The organism is Microbacterium sp. SZ1 (assembly GCF_002362255.1).
Lineage (GTDB): Bacteria > Actinomycetota > Actinomycetes > Actinomycetales > Microbacteriaceae > Microbacterium.
This window is the reverse complement of the sequence record NZ_LPVV01000042.1, coordinates 1-15,965: the sequence shown is the minus strand read 5'-3', so window position 1 is coordinate 15,965 and position 15,965 is coordinate 1. Positions and strand designations below refer to the sequence as shown.

Genomic DNA, 15,965 nt, shown 5'->3' with positions numbered 1-15,965 from the left:
GAATACACGCCTGAACTGGCCGAAATCCGCTGCTTCCAGCGATCTGAATGTCGGTGGTCCCGGGTTGACTGAGGGCATGTCATCCCGGCCACGCACCCTCCTCGACCAGGTCGTCTCCGACCTCGATCGAGTGCTCGCCGATGACTCCCTCGCCGGTCTCACAGAGTCGGAGCGGGTCGAAGTCCTCGCCACTGCGGGCGCCGCGTTCCGCCGCGTCGAGGCGGTGATCGTCGAGACCGTCGCGGCGGGCGACGTCGATCTCCCGCACTCCGCTGGGTGCCGCAACGAGAACGAGCTGCTACGCCGAGCGCTGCTGGTCGACACGGGCGGGGCGTCACGGCTGGTCAAGGTCGTCGATCTCGTGCGTCGGCAGTCGAGTCTGACCTCCGGCGAACGCCTGCCCGCCCGTTGGCCGGCGCTTCGCGAAGCCCTGCTCGACGGCGTTGTCGGCACGGCCGGTTTTCTCGCCGCAACCGCGCCGATCGAGAAGGTCGTCGACCGTATCGGGCTCGACGGGCGCCTCGGCGCTGACGAGTGCCTCGCCGACGCCGCGAGGGGCGCACACGATGCTCCTGAGTCGATACCTGCAGGGGGCGATGCCTGCGATGCGGATCGAGCCTCCGGTCGTGGCCCCGCCCCCATGCCTGAAGATCTGCGGCTGCTCGCCGAGGCTCTGGTCGGGCTGCTCGATCCCGACGGGGAAGAACCCGCCGACGAAGCCGCCAGACGACGCGGAATCACCGTCGGACGGCTGCGCAACGGGCTGCGGCCGATCTCGGGCGCTCTGACGCCCGAGGTCGCGGCGCAGCTGGAACTCATCTTCGACGCCCAGAACAATCCGAAGGGCGACGGGCCACCCCGACTCGGCGTGCGGTTCATCCCGACGGACACCGACGGCTCAGGTGCCGGAGGCTCAGGTGCCGGAGGCTCAGGTGTCGATGGCTCGGTCATCGACGACTCTCGTGTCGGCGAGCCCGATCCGTTCAACTCCGATCCCCGCGCGGTGATCGATGATCGCACCGCGACGCAGAAGCGTCACGACGCTCTCGCCGCGGCGCTGGGGATCGCCGCTCGTCATCGGGACATGCCGAGCCTCGGCGGCGCGGCTCCCACCCTCGTCGTCACCGTCGACGCGAAGGATCTCGCCGCGGGACGCGGCCGAGCGAGCGTGCCTGGCGCCTTTAGTCAGACTCATGCGGACGTCGCAGCGCACGTCGGCTGCTCGGGCACGATCCAGCGCGTCACCATGGACGAGGGTCGGATCGTCGGCATCCACAGCACGGACCGAGTGTTCACGGTGCACCAGCGGCGGGCGATCGTCGCGCGAGACAAGGAGTGTCTCATCCCCGGATGCCACGTGCCGGCGTCCTGGTGCGAGATCCATCACGTCACCGAGCATGCGCGCGGCGGGCCGACTCACACCGACAACGGGGTGCCGCTGTGCTGGTGGCATCACCGGAGCCTCGGATCATCGGGGTGGGAGATACGGATGAACGACGGCGTACCTCAGATTCGGGGGCCGGGGTGGTGGGATCCGGCGCGGCAGTGGCGTGCGCCCCGACTCAGCCTTCCGACCCCCGGAGCGACGCGATCCGACCGCAGCTCGACACGATCGGACAGTCGCACCGTAGCGCTCGCCCGCACGGGATGAAGAGAGGCGAGGCGCGCGGGCCGAGGAGAGCGCGACAATGCGTGCTCGACGAGGGATTCTCGGGCCGAGGCACCTCGCGTCGGGCGCGCGGGCCGAGGCACCTCGCGTCGGGCGCGCGGGCCGGGGAGCGCGCAGCACCGCGATCATCGTGACCCGCGTGCACAGCAGTCGTTCCGGTACAGGGCCTATCCTGGACACCGTGATGTGAGCGTCGGTGCATCGGCACCGCGCGGCGATCGGGACGACCCGACCGTCGATCCTCAGGCGGGGACGGCCCCACTCGAAGGAGCGCGACCATGTCGCCGAACGCACGCAAGACACCCTCGACAGACGCGGCGGTCCCGCTCACCTCGCTGCGCACCCTCGTCGGCCGCTCCGACGTCGCGCGCATCGTGCTCGGCTGGGGAGCCTTCGCCGCCGTGCTCATCGCGCATCCGCTGCTCGCGGCACCCGCACCGGTCGCCGTGCTCGTCGTCGGGCTGGTCGCGATCGTCGCCGTCATCCTCGTGTGCGCCTTCGGTGTCGTGAAACAGGCCGAAGCGCTCGCCCACCGCCTCGGCGACCCCTACGGGTCGCTCGTGCTGACGCTGTCGATCGTGCTGATCGAGGTCATCCTCATCTCGGCCGTCATGCTGGGGCCGGGCGAGCACCAGACCATCGCTCGCGACTCCGTCATGGCCGTCGCGATGATCATCATGAACCTCGTCATCGGCCTCGCTCTGCTGCTGGGCGGACTCCGCCACCGGACTCTGCAGCACAATCGCACCGGAACCTCCGCATACCTGACGATGCTCATACTTCTCGTCACACTCGCCTTCGGGCTGCCGGCACTCATCGGGACCGACGGCTCGTACACGGTCGCGCAGGAGATCCCCATCGTGGTGCTGACGCTCGGCGTCTATGCGTTCTTCCTCGTCCGCCAGATGGGCGCTCAGGCCGCGGACTTCACCGAGGTCGGGACTGCAGAGGGCGGCACGAACCCCGCGAGCACCCGGGCTCAGGCCGCCGCGGAACGAAACTCGACCGGCATCCTCGCGACGCTGCGCGCCCATCGCCTCGAGGTGCTCGTCCGCCTCGCCCTGCTCGTCGTCACCGTGCTGCCGATCGTGCTCCTGTCGCACGACATGGCGGCCCTGCTCGACGACGGCCTCGGCCGGCTCGGCGCTCCGCCCGCCCTCGCCGGCGTGCTCATCGCCGCGATCGTGTTCCTGCCCGAGTCGATCACCGCGATCCGAGCGGCGCTCGGCGGCCAGGCTCAGCGCGTCAACAACCTCTGCCACGGCGCACTCGTGTCGACGGTCGGACTCACGATCCCGGCGGTTCTGATCATCGGGATGCTGACGGGCCAGACCGTGGTGCTCGCAGAGTCCTCCGCGAACCTCCTCATGCTGGGGGTGACGCTGCTGCTGTCGGTCACGACCTTCTCCGCCAAACGCGTCACCGCGACCCACGGCGCTGTGCACCTCGTGCTCTTCGCGGCGTACGCGATCGTGCTGTTCAGCTGAGATCAGTGCCGGCGTCGGCCTCGACGCGCCGATCAGGCCTCGGCGCGCACGATCTCCAGCGATGGGTAGTCCGTGTACCCCTCCGCGGTGCGTCCGTAGAAGAGCGCCGGTCGCGGATCGTTGAGCTCGGCATCCTGCTTCCAGCGCTCGACGAGGTCGGGGTTGGCGATCGCCGGACGTCCGGCGGCGACGGCATCCGCCCATCCACCCGCGATCAGGCCCTCGGCCTCGTCACGCGTCGTCACGACGCCGAAGCCGGAGTTGATGATCAGCGGAGCGCCGAACGTCCGGCGGATGCGCTGCACGAGCTCGCTCGTCGGCGCCGCGCTGAGCACGTCGACGAACGCGATGCCGAGCGGGGCGAGGCCCTCGGCGACCGCGAGGTACGTCGCGAGGGCGTCGTCGTCGTCCTCCTCGAGCACGCCCTGGATGTTGTGCTGCGGCGACAGACGGATGCCGGTGCGGTCAGCCCCGACCGCCTCGGCCACGGCACGCGTGACCTCGATCGCGAAGCGCGCCCGATTCGCGGGCGACCCGCCGTACCGATCCTCGCGCACGTTCGACACCGGCGAGAGGAACTCGTGCACGAGGTAGCCGTTCGCTCCGTGCACCTCGACGCCGTCGAGACCGGCCTCGATCGCGTTGCGCGCCGCCTGCGCGAACTGCTCGATCACCTCGGGGATCTCGTCGACCGTGAGCGCGTGCGCGACGGGCATCGCGGCCTTGCCGACGGGCGTGTGCGTCTCACCGGGCGCCGCGATCGCGCTGGGGCCGACGACCCGCGGCTCGCCCGAGATCTCGGGATGCCCGACACGTCCGCCGTGCATGAGCTGCATCACGATCGTGCCGCCCTCGGCGTGCACGGCCTCGGCGATGCGGCGCCATCCGTCGATCTGCTCGGCCGTGACGATGCCCGGCTGCCCCTGGTACGACTTGCCCTCCGCGACCGGCCAGGTGCCCTCGGTGATGATGAGGCCCTGCCCGGCGCGCTGACGGTAGTACTCCGCCATGATGTCGGTCGGCACCCCGTGGTCGTCGGCGCGCGTGCGGGTGAGGGGCGCCATGACGACGCGGTTGGACAGCGGGAGGGCGCCGAAGGCGGCGGGCTCGAAAAGACTCACGGTGAGGGACAAGAACCGGGCGGCCGGACGTATTCCCGTCAGGAGCTCTCGTTCGAGCCGCCGAGGTCGCCGAGCAGGGCGACGAAGCGGTCCAGATCCTCCGACGACCATCCGCGCAGCCGCTCGCTGAGGCGGGCCTCGTAGCGCGACCGCGCGAGGGCGACGCGCTCCTGCGCGAGCGGCGTCGCGACGAGCACACGAGCTCGCCGGTCGTCGGGGTCAGCAACGCTCTCGACGAGCCCGAGCTGCTCGAGCTGGCGCACGTGCCGGCTGACGGCGGACTTGTCGGTCTGCAGCCGCTCGATGATCGCGCCGGCCGACGTCGCCTTGCCCGAGGCGATCGACGTCAGCACCTGGTAGCCGAGGGGCTGCAGGTCGGGATGCACCGTGATCGCCGCTTCGCGCCAGCTCACCCTGATGCGCGCGAACAGCCGGCCCAGCTCGTGCTCGACGCGGTGCACGGCATCCTCGAGGGCGGCTGCCTCGCCGGTCTCGCCGCCGGAGGCGGGTCTCTCGTCGGCGTGATCGTCGGCGGCGCTCATGCCCGCCAGCTTACGGCGAACCACGCGCCGCCCTCGCGGCGGCCCGTCACGGATCAGACCTCGGACAGCAGCCGGAAGACCTTGGATGCCGCGCGGATCTCCTCCGCCGTCAGCTCGGCCATGACCGCGTCGAGGCGACGGCTGTGGTCGCGACGCAGCTCCGCGAGCGCGGCGCTGGCGGTCGGCGTAGCGGTGAGCACACGCAGGCGTCCGTCCCGCTCGTCGGGGCGGGACTCGATGAGGCCGAGCTCCTCCAGCATCCGCACCTGGCGGCTGATGACCGACTTGTCCATCTCGAACCGCTCGGCGAGCTCGTGCGCGCTGGCCGACCCTGCTCGATCGATAAACGTGAGCAGCTTGTACCCGCCGACCTGCAGGTCGGGGGCGATGCGCGCCGCCGACTCCCTCCACAGCGTCCGAGTCCTCGCGAAGATGAGGTTCAGATGTGCCTGGAGGTCGCCGACGGCGCTCTCGACGTCCGGAGCGGTCGCCGCATCGGTGGGGGTCATCTCAGCGCCCGCGGTCCTCGCGCTCGCCCTCGCGTTCGAGAACGGTGACCGAGCCGGTCTTCGGCGTTCCCGCCTCGACGTCCGCGATGCGGATCGTGCCGGTCGACGCCGACGACCCGACCTCGGCCTGCGAGACCTCGATCGCGGACTCCTCGGCCTGCTCGCGCAGCTGCTCGGCGGCGTTCTTCGTCGACAGCGGCTTGTTCTTGATGAACGCGATCGCGATCACGGCGATCACGGCGAGCGGGATGGCGATGATGAACGCATCCGCGATGCCGTGTCCGTACGCGGACTCGACGATCGAGCGCACCGACTCGGGCAGCTGGCCGACCTTCGGCACGTCACCCGAGCCGAGGTGCTGCAGCGCGTCGACCTCCTCCTGCGAGGCGGGCACGAAGCCCTCGAGACCGTCCTTGACGTAGTCGGCCACGCTCGATGACAGCAGCGAGCCCATGATGGTCACGCCGATCGTGCCGGCGATCGTGCGGAAGAAGTTCACGTTCGACGAGGCCGCGCCCAGCTGCTGCGGGGCCGTGTCGTTCTGCACGATGAGGGTGAGGTTCTGCATCACCATGCCGAGGCCTGCTCCGAGCACGACCATGTAGGTCGCGACGAGACCGAACGGGGTGTCGTAGCGCAGAGTCGCCATGAGGCTGACTCCGATCGTGACCAGCACGGAGCCGAGCAGCATCCACCCCTTCCACTTGCCGAAGCGGCTGACGAGCTGACCGATGATGATCGACGCACCCATCTGGCCGACGATCATCGGGATGGTCATCAGGCCGGACTCGGTGGGGGTGGCGCCGCGCGCGAGCTGGAAGTACTGGGCGAGGAACACCGAGGTCGCGAACATCGAGACGCCGATCGCGATCGACGCGATGACCGACAGCGTGAAGGTGCGATTGCGGAACAGCGACATCGGCACGATCGGCTCCTTGACGAAGAACTCGACCGTGATGAAGGCGGCGATGGCCACGCCGGCGGTGACGGCGAGCATGATGCTCGTCGAGGAGTCCCAGTCGAACTGGCTGCCGCCCATCGACACCCAGATGAGCAGCGTCGAGACGCCGACGGCGAGCAGCACGATGCCGAAGTAGTCGATCGACACCTTCGTGTCGCGCTGCGGCTTCGGCAGGTGCAGCGTGAACTGCAGCAGCACGAGGGCGAGCAGGGCGAAGGGCACACCGACGAAGAAGTTGGAGCGCCAGCCCCACACGTCGGTGAGGAGACCGCCGAGCAGCGGGCCGCCGATGGTGCCGAGGGCCATGATGCCGCCGACGACGCCCATGTACTTGCCGCGCTCGCGCGGAGAGATGATCAGGGCGACGGCGATCATGACGAGCGACATCAGTCCGCCGACGCCGATGCCCTGCACGACGCGGACGGCGATGAGCATGTTCGTGTCGGTCGAGAATCCGGCGACGACCGTGCCGACGGTGAAGATGATGAGCGCGAGCTGCACGAGCACCTTGCGGTCGACGAGGTCGGCCAGCTTGCCCCAGATCGGGGTGCTGACGGCGGTCGCGAGGAGGCTCGCGGTGATGACCCAGGTGTACTGGGACTGGGTGCCACCGAGGTCGGCGATGATGACGGGCATCGAGGTCGAGACGACGGTGCCGGACAGCACGGCGACGAACATGCCGACGACGAGTCCGGAGATCGCGGTGAAGACCTCGCGTGCCGAGCGCATGGTCTCGGATGAGGAAGGGGTGGGGGTTGTCACAGTGAAGAGCTCCTGCGTAGAAAGTTGATAAGAATCAACCATACGCCGTTAGTTGCGAAACTGCAACTATGGACTCAGATCAACCATCTCCCGGAACCATCCGACTCCCGACGGCTGCACTCACACCGCGGTGATGCGCGCGACGGCGATCACGACCTCCTCCGGGTCCCGTTCCGCCTCGTCGAGCGCACGATGGATCGACAGCCCCTCGATGAGCGCGTCGAGCAGCCGTGCGGTGTCTGGGTCGAAGTGACGCTCGAGGGCGGCGCGGCTACGCAGCATCCATGCCGTCGTGAGCGCGCGATAGGCGGGTTTGCGTGCCGCGAGCGTGTACAGCTCGTGCGACAGCACGAGCTCCCGCCCGTTCCCGAACACGTCCTCCCTGATGATGTCGACAACCGCGGCGCGGGCGGATTCGGCATCGGATGCCGCGGCCATCCGCTCCTCGAAGCGAGCGCTGATCGTGTGCGAGAACCGTGTGAACGCCTCGTGCAGCAGTTCGTCGATCCCGTCGAAGTGGTACGTCATCGAGCCGAGCGGAACCCCTGCGGCCTCGGCGATGCGGCGATGCGACGCGCCGGCCACCCCCGACTCCGCGATCACATCGAGGCAGGCGTCGATGATGCGGTCCCGGCGGTCGGGATCGTTCTTGCGGCCGCTGCGGCTTCCGGTCGCGTCAGGCGCCATCGGACGCCCCCTCGATCGTCCGCATGACGCGCGCCGGGTTGCCGACGGCGACTACGTTCGCCGGGATGTCGCGCGCCACGACCGCCCCCGCGCCGATGACACTGTTCTCGCCGATCGTCACACCGGGGCACACGATCACTCCCCCGCCGAGCCAGACGTTGTCGCCGATCGTGATCGGCTCCGCAGCCTCGAGCTTGTCCCGCCGCATCTGCGGGTCGATCGGATGCGTCGGCGTCAGCAGCTGCACATTGGGGCCGATCTGGCAGTCGGCGCCGATCGTGATGGGCGCCACGTCGAGCGCCGTGAGGTTGAAGTTGACGAACGTGCGCGCACCGATGGAGATGTTGTCGCCGTAGTCGACGTGCAGCGACGGACGGATGGCGACGTCTTCGCCGAGATGCCCGATGAGCGCGCGCAGCCAGTCGCGCGCACCCGGGTCTCCCGCGAGCGTCTGGCGCTGATAGAGATCGGCGAGCCGTGCGGCCCGGTCCGCGCGCGCGATCAGCTCCGGGTCGTCGCCGATGTACAGGTCGCCGGCCAGCATCCGCTCCCGGTGGGTGCGAGGGTCACCCGCGAAGTAGTCCGTCATGCACCGATCGTATCAGTGTGCGTACGTTCGTACTCAAACGCGAACTATCGGCGAGGCGACCCCAGCGGAACGATCGAGCCCAGCACGATCAGCGCGATGGCGCCGAGCGCGGCGATCCCCGCCGGGATCCAGAAGAGGTGCGGCATCCCCAGCCAGGCCGCGCCGACGCTGCCGACGAACCCGCCGAGCGCTGCGTTGATCGCGTACGCGCTGAGGAAGACGCTGGATGCCGTGCCGACCCGATCCGGCAGCAGCCGCTGCGCGACGGTGATGCCCAGCACCCCGAACGTCGCGATCACGCCCGCCATGAGCAGCTGGCCGACGATCAGGGGCGCGATGTGCGGCTCGATCCCGGCGGCCGACGCGTACGACACGTGTGCACCCACCGCCATCGCAGCGCCGACCATGAGCACCCTGGTCACGCCGAAGCGGTCGGCGAGCCGGGCGGCGAGCAGCATGAGGGGCAGCTCGATGAGGGGCTGCAGTCCGATGATCGCCCCGCGTACGGCAGCGTCGACGTGCAGACCCCGGTCCATGTAGAGCGGCAGGTAGGCGAGCTTCACGGTCTCGCCGCACATGATCAGCACGTAGATCGCCGTGAAGAAGAGCAGCGGAACCATCGAACGGCGGCGGGCTGTGCGCACTCCGGAGGCCGGCACGGGCGCGTCGCCCCCCGCCTCGAACGCATCCTCACCGAGAGCCTCGTCGGTCTGCGGCATGCGGATCTCCGACTCGCGACCGCGCCGCGGAGGCACGGCCCGCGCGCCGATGAGCGGGACGAGAGAGAGCAGGATGCTGAGGCCGGTGAGGAACAGCAGCGGCCTCAGCCCGAGCATCGCGCCGAGCACGGCACCGAGCACCGGCCCGACGACCCATCCGAACGCCATCGCGGTGCGCATGACGGCGACGACCCCGTTGTCGGCCGGGGTGGGCGCGCGGTTCAGCTCATCGCGCACAGCCGCCTGGAGCTGCGCGGCGCCCGCACCCGCACCGCTCAGCAGCAGCATGTTGATCGCGAACGGCATCCACGCCTGCATCGCCACGGCCATCAGCGCCCAGCCGACGAAGCCTGCCACGGCCGAGATGCGGAAGACGAGCAGCCGCGACCCCATGCGGTCGGACAGCGAGCCGACGATGTAGCCGGTGATCGGCGCGATGAGGTTCGTGAGGAAGTACAGCCCGGCCTGGGAGTCGGTCAGGTGGAGCTCCTCGACGAGGAACAGCGTGATCTGCGGCGCTGTGATCGACATGCCGATGCCCGAGATCACCAGGCTGAGGAAGGCACCCCGCAGCAGACGCGAGCGCAGGATGTAGCGGGTCGCGGAAGCGGGCGCGCCTGCGCCGCCGCCGGGAGCGTGATCAGTCACGCGCACCGTCTCTCGATAAGGAAGGGGGAGTTACAAATGGTACCTACCACTCATCCACACCGAGCGCAGGGACACAACCCCCTGGTGGGATGACGCCGGGTCGCCGACCGTGAGGGCATGAGCCATCCAGACGACATCAAGCAGCCGCTCGACCACCTGCCCCCGCTCGAGGAGCGCGACAAGGCCATCGAGATCGAGGAGCCGAGCTACCCCACGTCCGAGGCCCCGGAGGGGCACTCGCACGCGTCACCCGACACCGCGGCGGAGCCGGACAAGCCGAACCGTCACGGCGTCGACAAGCTGCCGCCCACCTCGCGCTGACCCGCAGCACCCTCCGACCGCGGCTCCTGCTGCGTCCGCGCCTCGACGACGAGCACCGCCGCCACGCCCAGCGCGCAGAGCACGAAGCCGCAGACGGTCACGAGCGTGAGAGTCTCGCCGAGCAGCACTGCGCCGCCCGCGGCGGTCGCCGGAGCCATGAGGAACAGCAGCGCCTGCAGGGCCGTGATGCCGACGCGGCGCAGCAGCCACCAGTACAGCCCGTAGGCGGCGAGCGTCGGGAAGAGCGCGGTCAGAACGACGGCGAGCCAGAACGAGAGGGATGCCGGGGGCGCGAGCTGCCCGGCGGCGGCGGCGACCACGAGGAAGAGCACCGCCGTCGCCGTCACGTGGATCGTGAGCGTCACGAGCACGCCCGTCTGCACCGTCGAGCGCCGCTGCAGGAACGTGCCGACGATCAGGCACACCATCGCCGCGACGGGCAGCAGATACGCGACCAGCGGGGCGTCGGACGAGCCGAACTGCGACTGCACGACGAGCAGCACGCCCACGGCGCCGACGCCGAGTCCGGCCCACTGCGCGCCGCGGACGCGCATGCCGAGCAGCGGCCCGACGAGCACGGCCACGATGAGCGGCTGCACGGCGTCGATGAGCGCGACGGTGCCCGTGGCGATGCCCACCGCGACGGCGGCATAGACCGCCGCGCAGTATCCGAACTGGGCGAAGAGGCCGATGAGCGCCTGCACGCGGAGCTCGCGCGCCGTCACTCCCCTCCCCGCGCCGGACACGGCGACGACCGCGAGCAGCACGACCGCGAGCGGCACGAACCTCCAGACGAGCAGGGTCAGGGGCGCGACCTCGACCGTGGCGAAGGCCGGGATGAGGAAGCCCGAGCTCCATGTCACCACGAACGCCACGGACGCCCCGATCGTCACCGCTCCTCGTAGTAAACCGATCTGTATACCCATAGCCCCGAGTATACAGATCCGTATACTTCTGTCATGGCCTCGCACGTTCCCGACCTCGCTCCCCTGACCCCCGGCGCGCGCCGCGTGCTCGATGCGGCGTCGCGGCTGTTCTACGAGCGCGGCATCCACGCCGTCGGGGTCGACACGATCGCCGAGGCCGCCGGCGTGACCAAGAAGACCCTCTACGACCGGTTCGGGTCGAAGGAGGCGCTCGTCGTCTCCTACCTCCAGCACCGCGACGCCCGCTGGCGGGACGACTTGGCGGCGCACCTCGCGGCGGTGCCCGGAGTCGGCATCCCCCGCATCCTCGCGGTCTTCGACCACGCGCTCGCCTGGTCGACCGCGAACAGCCCGAAGGGCTGCAGTGCCGTCAACGCGCGCGCGGAGGTCGGCGGCGACGAGGGGGCTCCGGTGCTCGCCGAAGCCTCGCGCGAGAAGGTCTGGCTGCTCGATCTGTTCACCGAACTCTGCAGCGACGCAGGGATCGCCGACCCGCGCGGCACTGCCGAGACGCTGATGCTGCTCTACGAGGGCGCGATCGTCACGCTCGGCATGGGCACGTTCCCCGAGCCGTTCGCCGTCGCCCGGCGCTGTGCGGAAGGAGTCCTGGCGGGCAGCTGACGCGGCGTTCCGACGGCCTCGCGACCGGTCTCAACCCTCCTCGCCGCGTTCTGCGACCTCTTCGTCGTCACGCCTCGCCGATCCGCCCTTCCCCAGCGCGATCGTCGAGAGCAGGCCGACCGCGAGGAACCCGGCCGCTGTCCACGCCGCGAAGCGGGTGCCGTCCGAGAAGGCGGCCTTCGCGTCATCCGCGATGTCGGCGGTGTCGGGTCTGGCCTCGAGTCCGCTGATGGCGGCCCCGGCGCTGTCGACCACCGTCGAGACGATCTGGTCGCGCTGCGCGGCGGGGAGACCACGGTCGTCGAGTGACGCTCCCAGGATGCCGGCGGTGCTGGTGAACAGCACCGTGCCGAGGATCGCGACGCCGAGGGCCGCGCCGAGCTGACGCGACGTCGACTGAGTGCCGGAGGCAGCGCCGCTGTCGGCGACGGGCACGTCGGCCAGCACGACTCCGGTGAGCTGCGCGGTCGCGAGACCGACGCCGAGCCCGTACACGAACAGGAACGGGATGAGCGGCACCCACGAGGCGTCGGGGGCGATCATGAGGCCGACGCCGGCCACGCCCGCGATCTCGGCGAGGAGGCCAGCGCGCACGATCCAGACCGGGGCGATCCGTCCGCCCGTGGCGCCGGCGACGCCACTTGCGAGGAACGAGCCGAGCGCGAGCGAGAGCAGGAGGAGTCCGGTCTGCAGCGCGTCGAAACCGAGCACGAACTGCAGCCACAGCGGCAGGGCGAGAATGATGCCGAACTCGCCGAGAGCGACGACCGCGGCGGCGATGTTGCCGTTCCGGAACGACGAGATCGAGAAAAGCCGCAGCGCCAGCAGCGTCGACCGACCGGCGCGCTCTCGGTGCACACCCCAGCGGATGAACGCGACGAGTCCGAGCACTGCGAGCGCGAACGCGAAGGGGATCGGGGAGAGATCCAGCGGCCACGACCAGTCGCCGATCCGCGGGCGCTCGTCGACGAGCCACCACCCGTACGTTCGACCCTCGATGAGCCCGAAGACGAGCGACCCCATCGTGACGACCGAGAGCACGGCGCCGACCACGTCGATGCGGTCGGCGCGGGCGCTGCGGGTCTCGGCGACCGTGAGCAGCACGCCGATCACGATGAGCACCCCGAGCGGGATGTTGATGCCGAACGCCCAGCGCCAGGAGAACGCGGTGGTCAGCCAGCCGCCGAGCAGCGGGCCGACGGCCGCCATGCCGCCGATGGTCGATCCCCACACCGCGAAGGCGATGCCGCGCTCGCGTCCGCGGAACGTCGCGTTGATGATCGACAGCGTCGTCGGCAGGATCATCGCTCCGCCGACGCCCTGCGCGAGGCGGGCGAGGATGAGGATGCCGCCGTCCGGCGCGCTCGCGGCGAGAACCGAGGATGCGGCGAACACGACCACGCCGATCACCATCACCCTCCGCCGGCCGAAACGGTCGGCGAGGCTGCCGAAGACCAGCAGCAGGGCGGCGAACACGAGCGTGTACGACTCCTGCACCCACTGCACCTCGGTCGAGGTGATGCCGAGGTCGTCGACGATGGCCGGGATCGCGACGTTCACGATTGTGGAGTCCACGATGATCAGCGAGACGGCGATGCTGATGAAGACGAGCCCGATCCAGCGGAGGCGTTCGTATCGATTCACGACTACTAGCCTAGCTAGATAAGTTATGAGCTAGAGGAATTCTCCGGAAATGCTCAGCCGACTGCGACGCGAAGCGCGGCATCGAGCTGCTCGATCACCTCCGGAGGCGCCGACACGGCGATGAGCTCGGGGCGCAGCGTGCGGCCGGGCACCCAGCGGATGTACGCGTCGAACTCCGCCGCGATCTCGGGTGAGTACTCGGCGAGGATGCGCGACACGAGAGCACACGCACCCGGCGCGTCGGCGATCGTGGCCAGGTCGGCGTCCACTCCCTCCGAGAGCTGCGGCGGCGGCGGCGCGGCCGCCTGCACCCGCCAGTCGTGCCGACCGGCGCTCACCTCGAACGGCGGACGGTCGGGCAGCAGGACATCGGCGTGCGCGCCCGGAGGCACCTCCGCCGACACCCGGATGCCGTCGCCGACCCGCTCCCAGCGCACGAGCGCCCGACCGAGGGGTGTCTCCTGCACCACCCCCGCGTGATCGAGCGCCGACGGGAACCACGGGTCGATGCGCATTCTGCGGTATCCCGGTGCCGAAGGCGCGAGCCCGCCGATCCGGCGATGCAGCACGTCGGCCACCGCCCCGAACGCGCAGTGGTTGAGCGACACCATGCCCGAGGGGTGCAGCGTGCCGTCGGGGCGCACCGCATCCGGCCGTTCCCAGACCGTGGTCGCGCCCATCGTCACGGGGTACAGCCACGACGGGCACACGGTCTGGAACAGCAGCCTCTCTGCTGCGACCTCCTGGCCGCTGTCGAGCAGGGCGTCGATCACCAGCGGCGTGCCGAGGAACCCCGTCGCAAGCCGGTAGCCGCCCGCACGGAGGAGGAACGCGAGACGGATGCCGAGCGCGGGCCGCATCTCTGATGGCGCGAGGTCGAACGCGAGCGCGAGCGCATACGCGGTCGGCGCGTCCGACATGAGACGGCCGGCCGGGGTGAGGTAGGCCGCCTGGAACGCAGCCGTCGCGTGCGCGGCGATGCGGGCGGCCTCCGCCGCCCCGACGTCGTCGCCGGCGCCGCGCAGCGCCTCGGCGGCGAGCCGCGCCGACCGCACCCGGTACGCGCCGGCGACGAGTCCGGCATCCGTCTTCGCCTTGTCCGGCCGCGTCGCGGTCGGGTCGAGCCAGTCCCCGTACTGGAACCCGCTCTCCCACAGCCCGTCGTCCGACGCGAGCCGCTCGCACGCGTCGACCCAGTCGCGCATCGCAGGGGCGAGCCGTCGCCGAACGTTCGCATCGCCGTACCGCTCGGCGAGGAGCGCGGGCACGGTGGTCACGGCATCCCCCCAGCCGGCCGCCGCGACGGCGCTGAACGCACCGAGCGGGTCGGGCACGACGGTCGGCACGATCCCGTGGTTGCGCTGCTGTTCGAGGGCGAGGTCGTCGAGCCAGCCGCCGAAGAACGCGTCGACGTCGAAGAGCGACGCCGCGGCGGGTGCGAACACCTGGGCGTCGCCCGTCCACCCCAGCCGCTCATCACGCTGAGGGCAATCGGTCGGCACCGAGAGCAGGTTGCCGCGCAGGCTCCAGACGACGTTCTCGTGCAGACGGTTCAGCAGCGGGTCCGACGAGGTGAACCACCCCGTGCGACGGACGTCGCTGCCGACGACGACCGCCCGGACGTCGCCCGCCGCGAGCGGCCCGGAGAGACCGGAGATCTCGGCGTACCGGAACCCGTGCACCGCGAACGCGGGCTCGATCTCCCGCATCCCCGACCCGTCGCCGACGAATCGGTCGGTGGCCGCCGCCGCGCGCAGCGGCCTCGTCGCGAGCTCTCCGTCCTGGAGTATCTCGGCATGCCGCAGCGTGACCACCGCGCCGTCGGCCGCATCGATCCGCAGCCGCAGCCGCCCGACGAGGTTCTGGCCGAAGTCCACGATCGCCGTGCCGCTGTGCGGCTCCTGCTGCACCGACACCGGGGTCAGATGGGCCGTCCGCCGCACGGGCTCCACGTCGAGCACCTCGACCGCCACGTCCGTCGGGAAGGCGTCGACGCGGGCGGGCAGCCATCCGGAGTCGTCGAAGCCATTCCGCATCCACCCCTGCTTCTCGCGCCGCGCGTCCCACGAGTCGCCGGCGTACAGTCCGCTCGACACGAGCGGCGGGTCGGGATCGACCCGCCAAGCGCCCGCGTCGACCTCGGACGACCGGCCGTCGGCATGGCGCAGGAGAAGCCGCACCGACACCCCGGGCTGATCGCCGTAGAACCGCGCGGCGTTCGGGCCGAACCCGTAGCGCTCGGTGAACCAGCCGCCGGCGGCCTCGACCGCGAGCACGGCCGCAGCGTCCCCCTGCAGGAGGGCCGTGACGTCGGTGACGGTCGCGGCCAGGCGGTCGCGGTACGAGGTCCATCCGGGCTTCAGCACGTGGTCGTCGACCTCGACGCCGTTCACGAAGACCCGATGCACACCCTGGGCGGTCGTGAGGAGCGTCGCGGCCACGACGTCCGCGGGCACCCTCAGCTCGCGACGCAGGAAGAGCGGCGCCGCCGGCCCGCCGGGACGCGGATGCCGAAGCAGCGGCGCCGACCAGGGCTCCGTGAGGAAGGCCTCGGTGAACCGCAGCCGATCGCTCCACTCCGACCACGCGCCGTCATGGCCCTGCACCCTGACCTCGAGACGGTGCTCCACACCGTGCCCCGCGGTCAGCGGCGCGAAGGGCCAGGCACGGAGCACCGGGTCGGGCCCGATCCGGTGCTCCGCGCCGCCGTCGATGCGCACCGCAGCCGCCCTCGCCCGCCAGTCCGTCGGCGCCTCGAC

At 70.5% G+C, this 15,965-nt stretch carries 14 protein-coding genes; 4 read left to right on the top strand and 10 right to left on the bottom strand.

Annotation, left to right across the window (positions count from 1 at the left end; all coding sequences use genetic code 11):
* The first annotated feature begins 76 nt into the window (after positions 1 to 76).
* Together AUC47_RS16300 and AUC47_RS16295 are read left to right on the top strand one after the other, a co-directional pair.
* Positions 77 to 1,651 carry an HNH endonuclease signature motif containing protein gene (locus tag AUC47_RS16300; RefSeq protein WP_096716247.1) on the top strand — a complete coding sequence of 525 codons (1,575 nt, stop codon included), beginning with the start codon at positions 77 to 79 and terminating at the stop codon, positions 1,649 to 1,651.
* A gap of 296 nt (positions 1,652 to 1,947) precedes the next feature.
* Positions 1,948 to 3,156, top strand: coding sequence for a calcium:proton antiporter (locus tag AUC47_RS16295; protein WP_096716246.1), 1,209 nt, complete (start codon positions 1,948 to 1,950; stop codon positions 3,154 to 3,156).
* A 32-nt stretch (positions 3,157 to 3,188) separates the two neighbouring features.
* Here AUC47_RS16295 and AUC47_RS16290 read toward each other — a convergent pair whose 3' ends face one another.
* From AUC47_RS16290 to AUC47_RS16260, 7 genes are all read right to left on the bottom strand, one after another.
* Entirely contained in the window at positions 3,189 to 4,277 is a 1,089-nt protein-coding gene (locus AUC47_RS16290) for an alkene reductase (RefSeq protein ID WP_179297661.1), read from the bottom strand.
* Positions 4,278 to 4,315: 38 nt separating this feature from the next.
* On the bottom strand, positions 4,316 to 4,819 hold the full coding sequence (locus AUC47_RS16285; protein WP_096716244.1) for a MarR family winged helix-turn-helix transcriptional regulator: 504 nt from the start codon (positions 4,817 to 4,819) through the stop codon (positions 4,316 to 4,318).
* A 53-nt stretch (positions 4,820 to 4,872) separates the two neighbouring features.
* On the bottom strand, positions 4,873 to 5,328 hold the full coding sequence (locus tag AUC47_RS16280; RefSeq protein ID WP_096716243.1) for a MarR family winged helix-turn-helix transcriptional regulator: 456 nt from the start codon (positions 5,326 to 5,328) through the stop codon (positions 4,873 to 4,875).
* Position 5,329: 1 nt separating this feature from the next.
* Positions 5,330 to 7,018 (bottom strand): DHA2 family efflux MFS transporter permease subunit, encoded by a 1,689-nt coding sequence (locus AUC47_RS16275; protein WP_096716242.1) that lies wholly within the window; start codon positions 7,016 to 7,018, stop codon positions 5,330 to 5,332.
* 153 nt (positions 7,019 to 7,171) lie between these two features.
* Complete coding sequence (locus tag AUC47_RS16270; RefSeq protein WP_096716241.1) at positions 7,172 to 7,738, bottom strand: TetR/AcrR family transcriptional regulator; 567 nt, start codon at positions 7,736 to 7,738, stop codon at positions 7,172 to 7,174.
* Positions 7,728 to 8,327, bottom strand: a complete 600-nt coding sequence (locus AUC47_RS16265; RefSeq protein WP_096716240.1) for a sugar O-acetyltransferase — start codon at positions 8,325 to 8,327, stop codon at positions 7,728 to 7,730. The genes AUC47_RS16270 and AUC47_RS16265 overlap by 11 nt, the downstream gene beginning before the upstream one ends.
* A 44-nt stretch (positions 8,328 to 8,371) precedes the next feature.
* Entirely contained in the window at positions 8,372 to 9,694 is a 1,323-nt protein-coding gene (locus AUC47_RS16260; protein WP_143740761.1) for an MFS transporter, read from the bottom strand.
* 117 nt (positions 9,695 to 9,811) lie between these two features.
* On the opposite strand from AUC47_RS16260, the gene AUC47_RS16255 reads away from it, so the two are divergent.
* Positions 9,812 to 10,015: a hypothetical protein gene (locus AUC47_RS16255; RefSeq protein WP_096716238.1), complete on the top strand. Its 204-nt coding sequence runs from the start codon at positions 9,812 to 9,814 to the stop codon at positions 10,013 to 10,015.
* Here the strand turns inward: AUC47_RS16255 and AUC47_RS16250 are convergent.
* Positions 9,979 to 10,941, bottom strand: coding sequence for a DMT family transporter (locus AUC47_RS16250; RefSeq protein WP_256999643.1), 963 nt, complete (start codon positions 10,939 to 10,941; stop codon positions 9,979 to 9,981). The two genes, AUC47_RS16255 and AUC47_RS16250, sit on opposite strands and share 37 nt — an antisense overlap.
* A gap of 33 nt (positions 10,942 to 10,974) precedes the next feature.
* Here AUC47_RS16250 and AUC47_RS16245 point away from each other — a divergent pair, with 33 nt between their 5' ends.
* Positions 10,975 to 11,562: a TetR/AcrR family transcriptional regulator gene (locus AUC47_RS16245; protein ID WP_096716236.1), complete on the top strand. Its 588-nt coding sequence runs from the start codon at positions 10,975 to 10,977 to the stop codon at positions 11,560 to 11,562.
* Between the two features lie 30 nt (positions 11,563 to 11,592).
* On the opposite strand, the gene AUC47_RS16240 is transcribed toward AUC47_RS16245, so the two are convergent.
* Both AUC47_RS16240 and AUC47_RS16235 read right to left on the bottom strand, forming a co-directional pair.
* Complete coding sequence (locus AUC47_RS16240; protein ID WP_096716235.1) at positions 11,593 to 13,206, bottom strand: DHA2 family efflux MFS transporter permease subunit; 1,614 nt, start codon at positions 13,204 to 13,206, stop codon at positions 11,593 to 11,595.
* A 53-nt stretch (positions 13,207 to 13,259) separates the two neighbouring features.
* Positions 13,260 to 15,965: alpha-L-rhamnosidase (locus AUC47_RS16235; RefSeq protein WP_096716234.1), on the bottom strand; the 2,706-nt coding region annotated here is incomplete at its 5' end.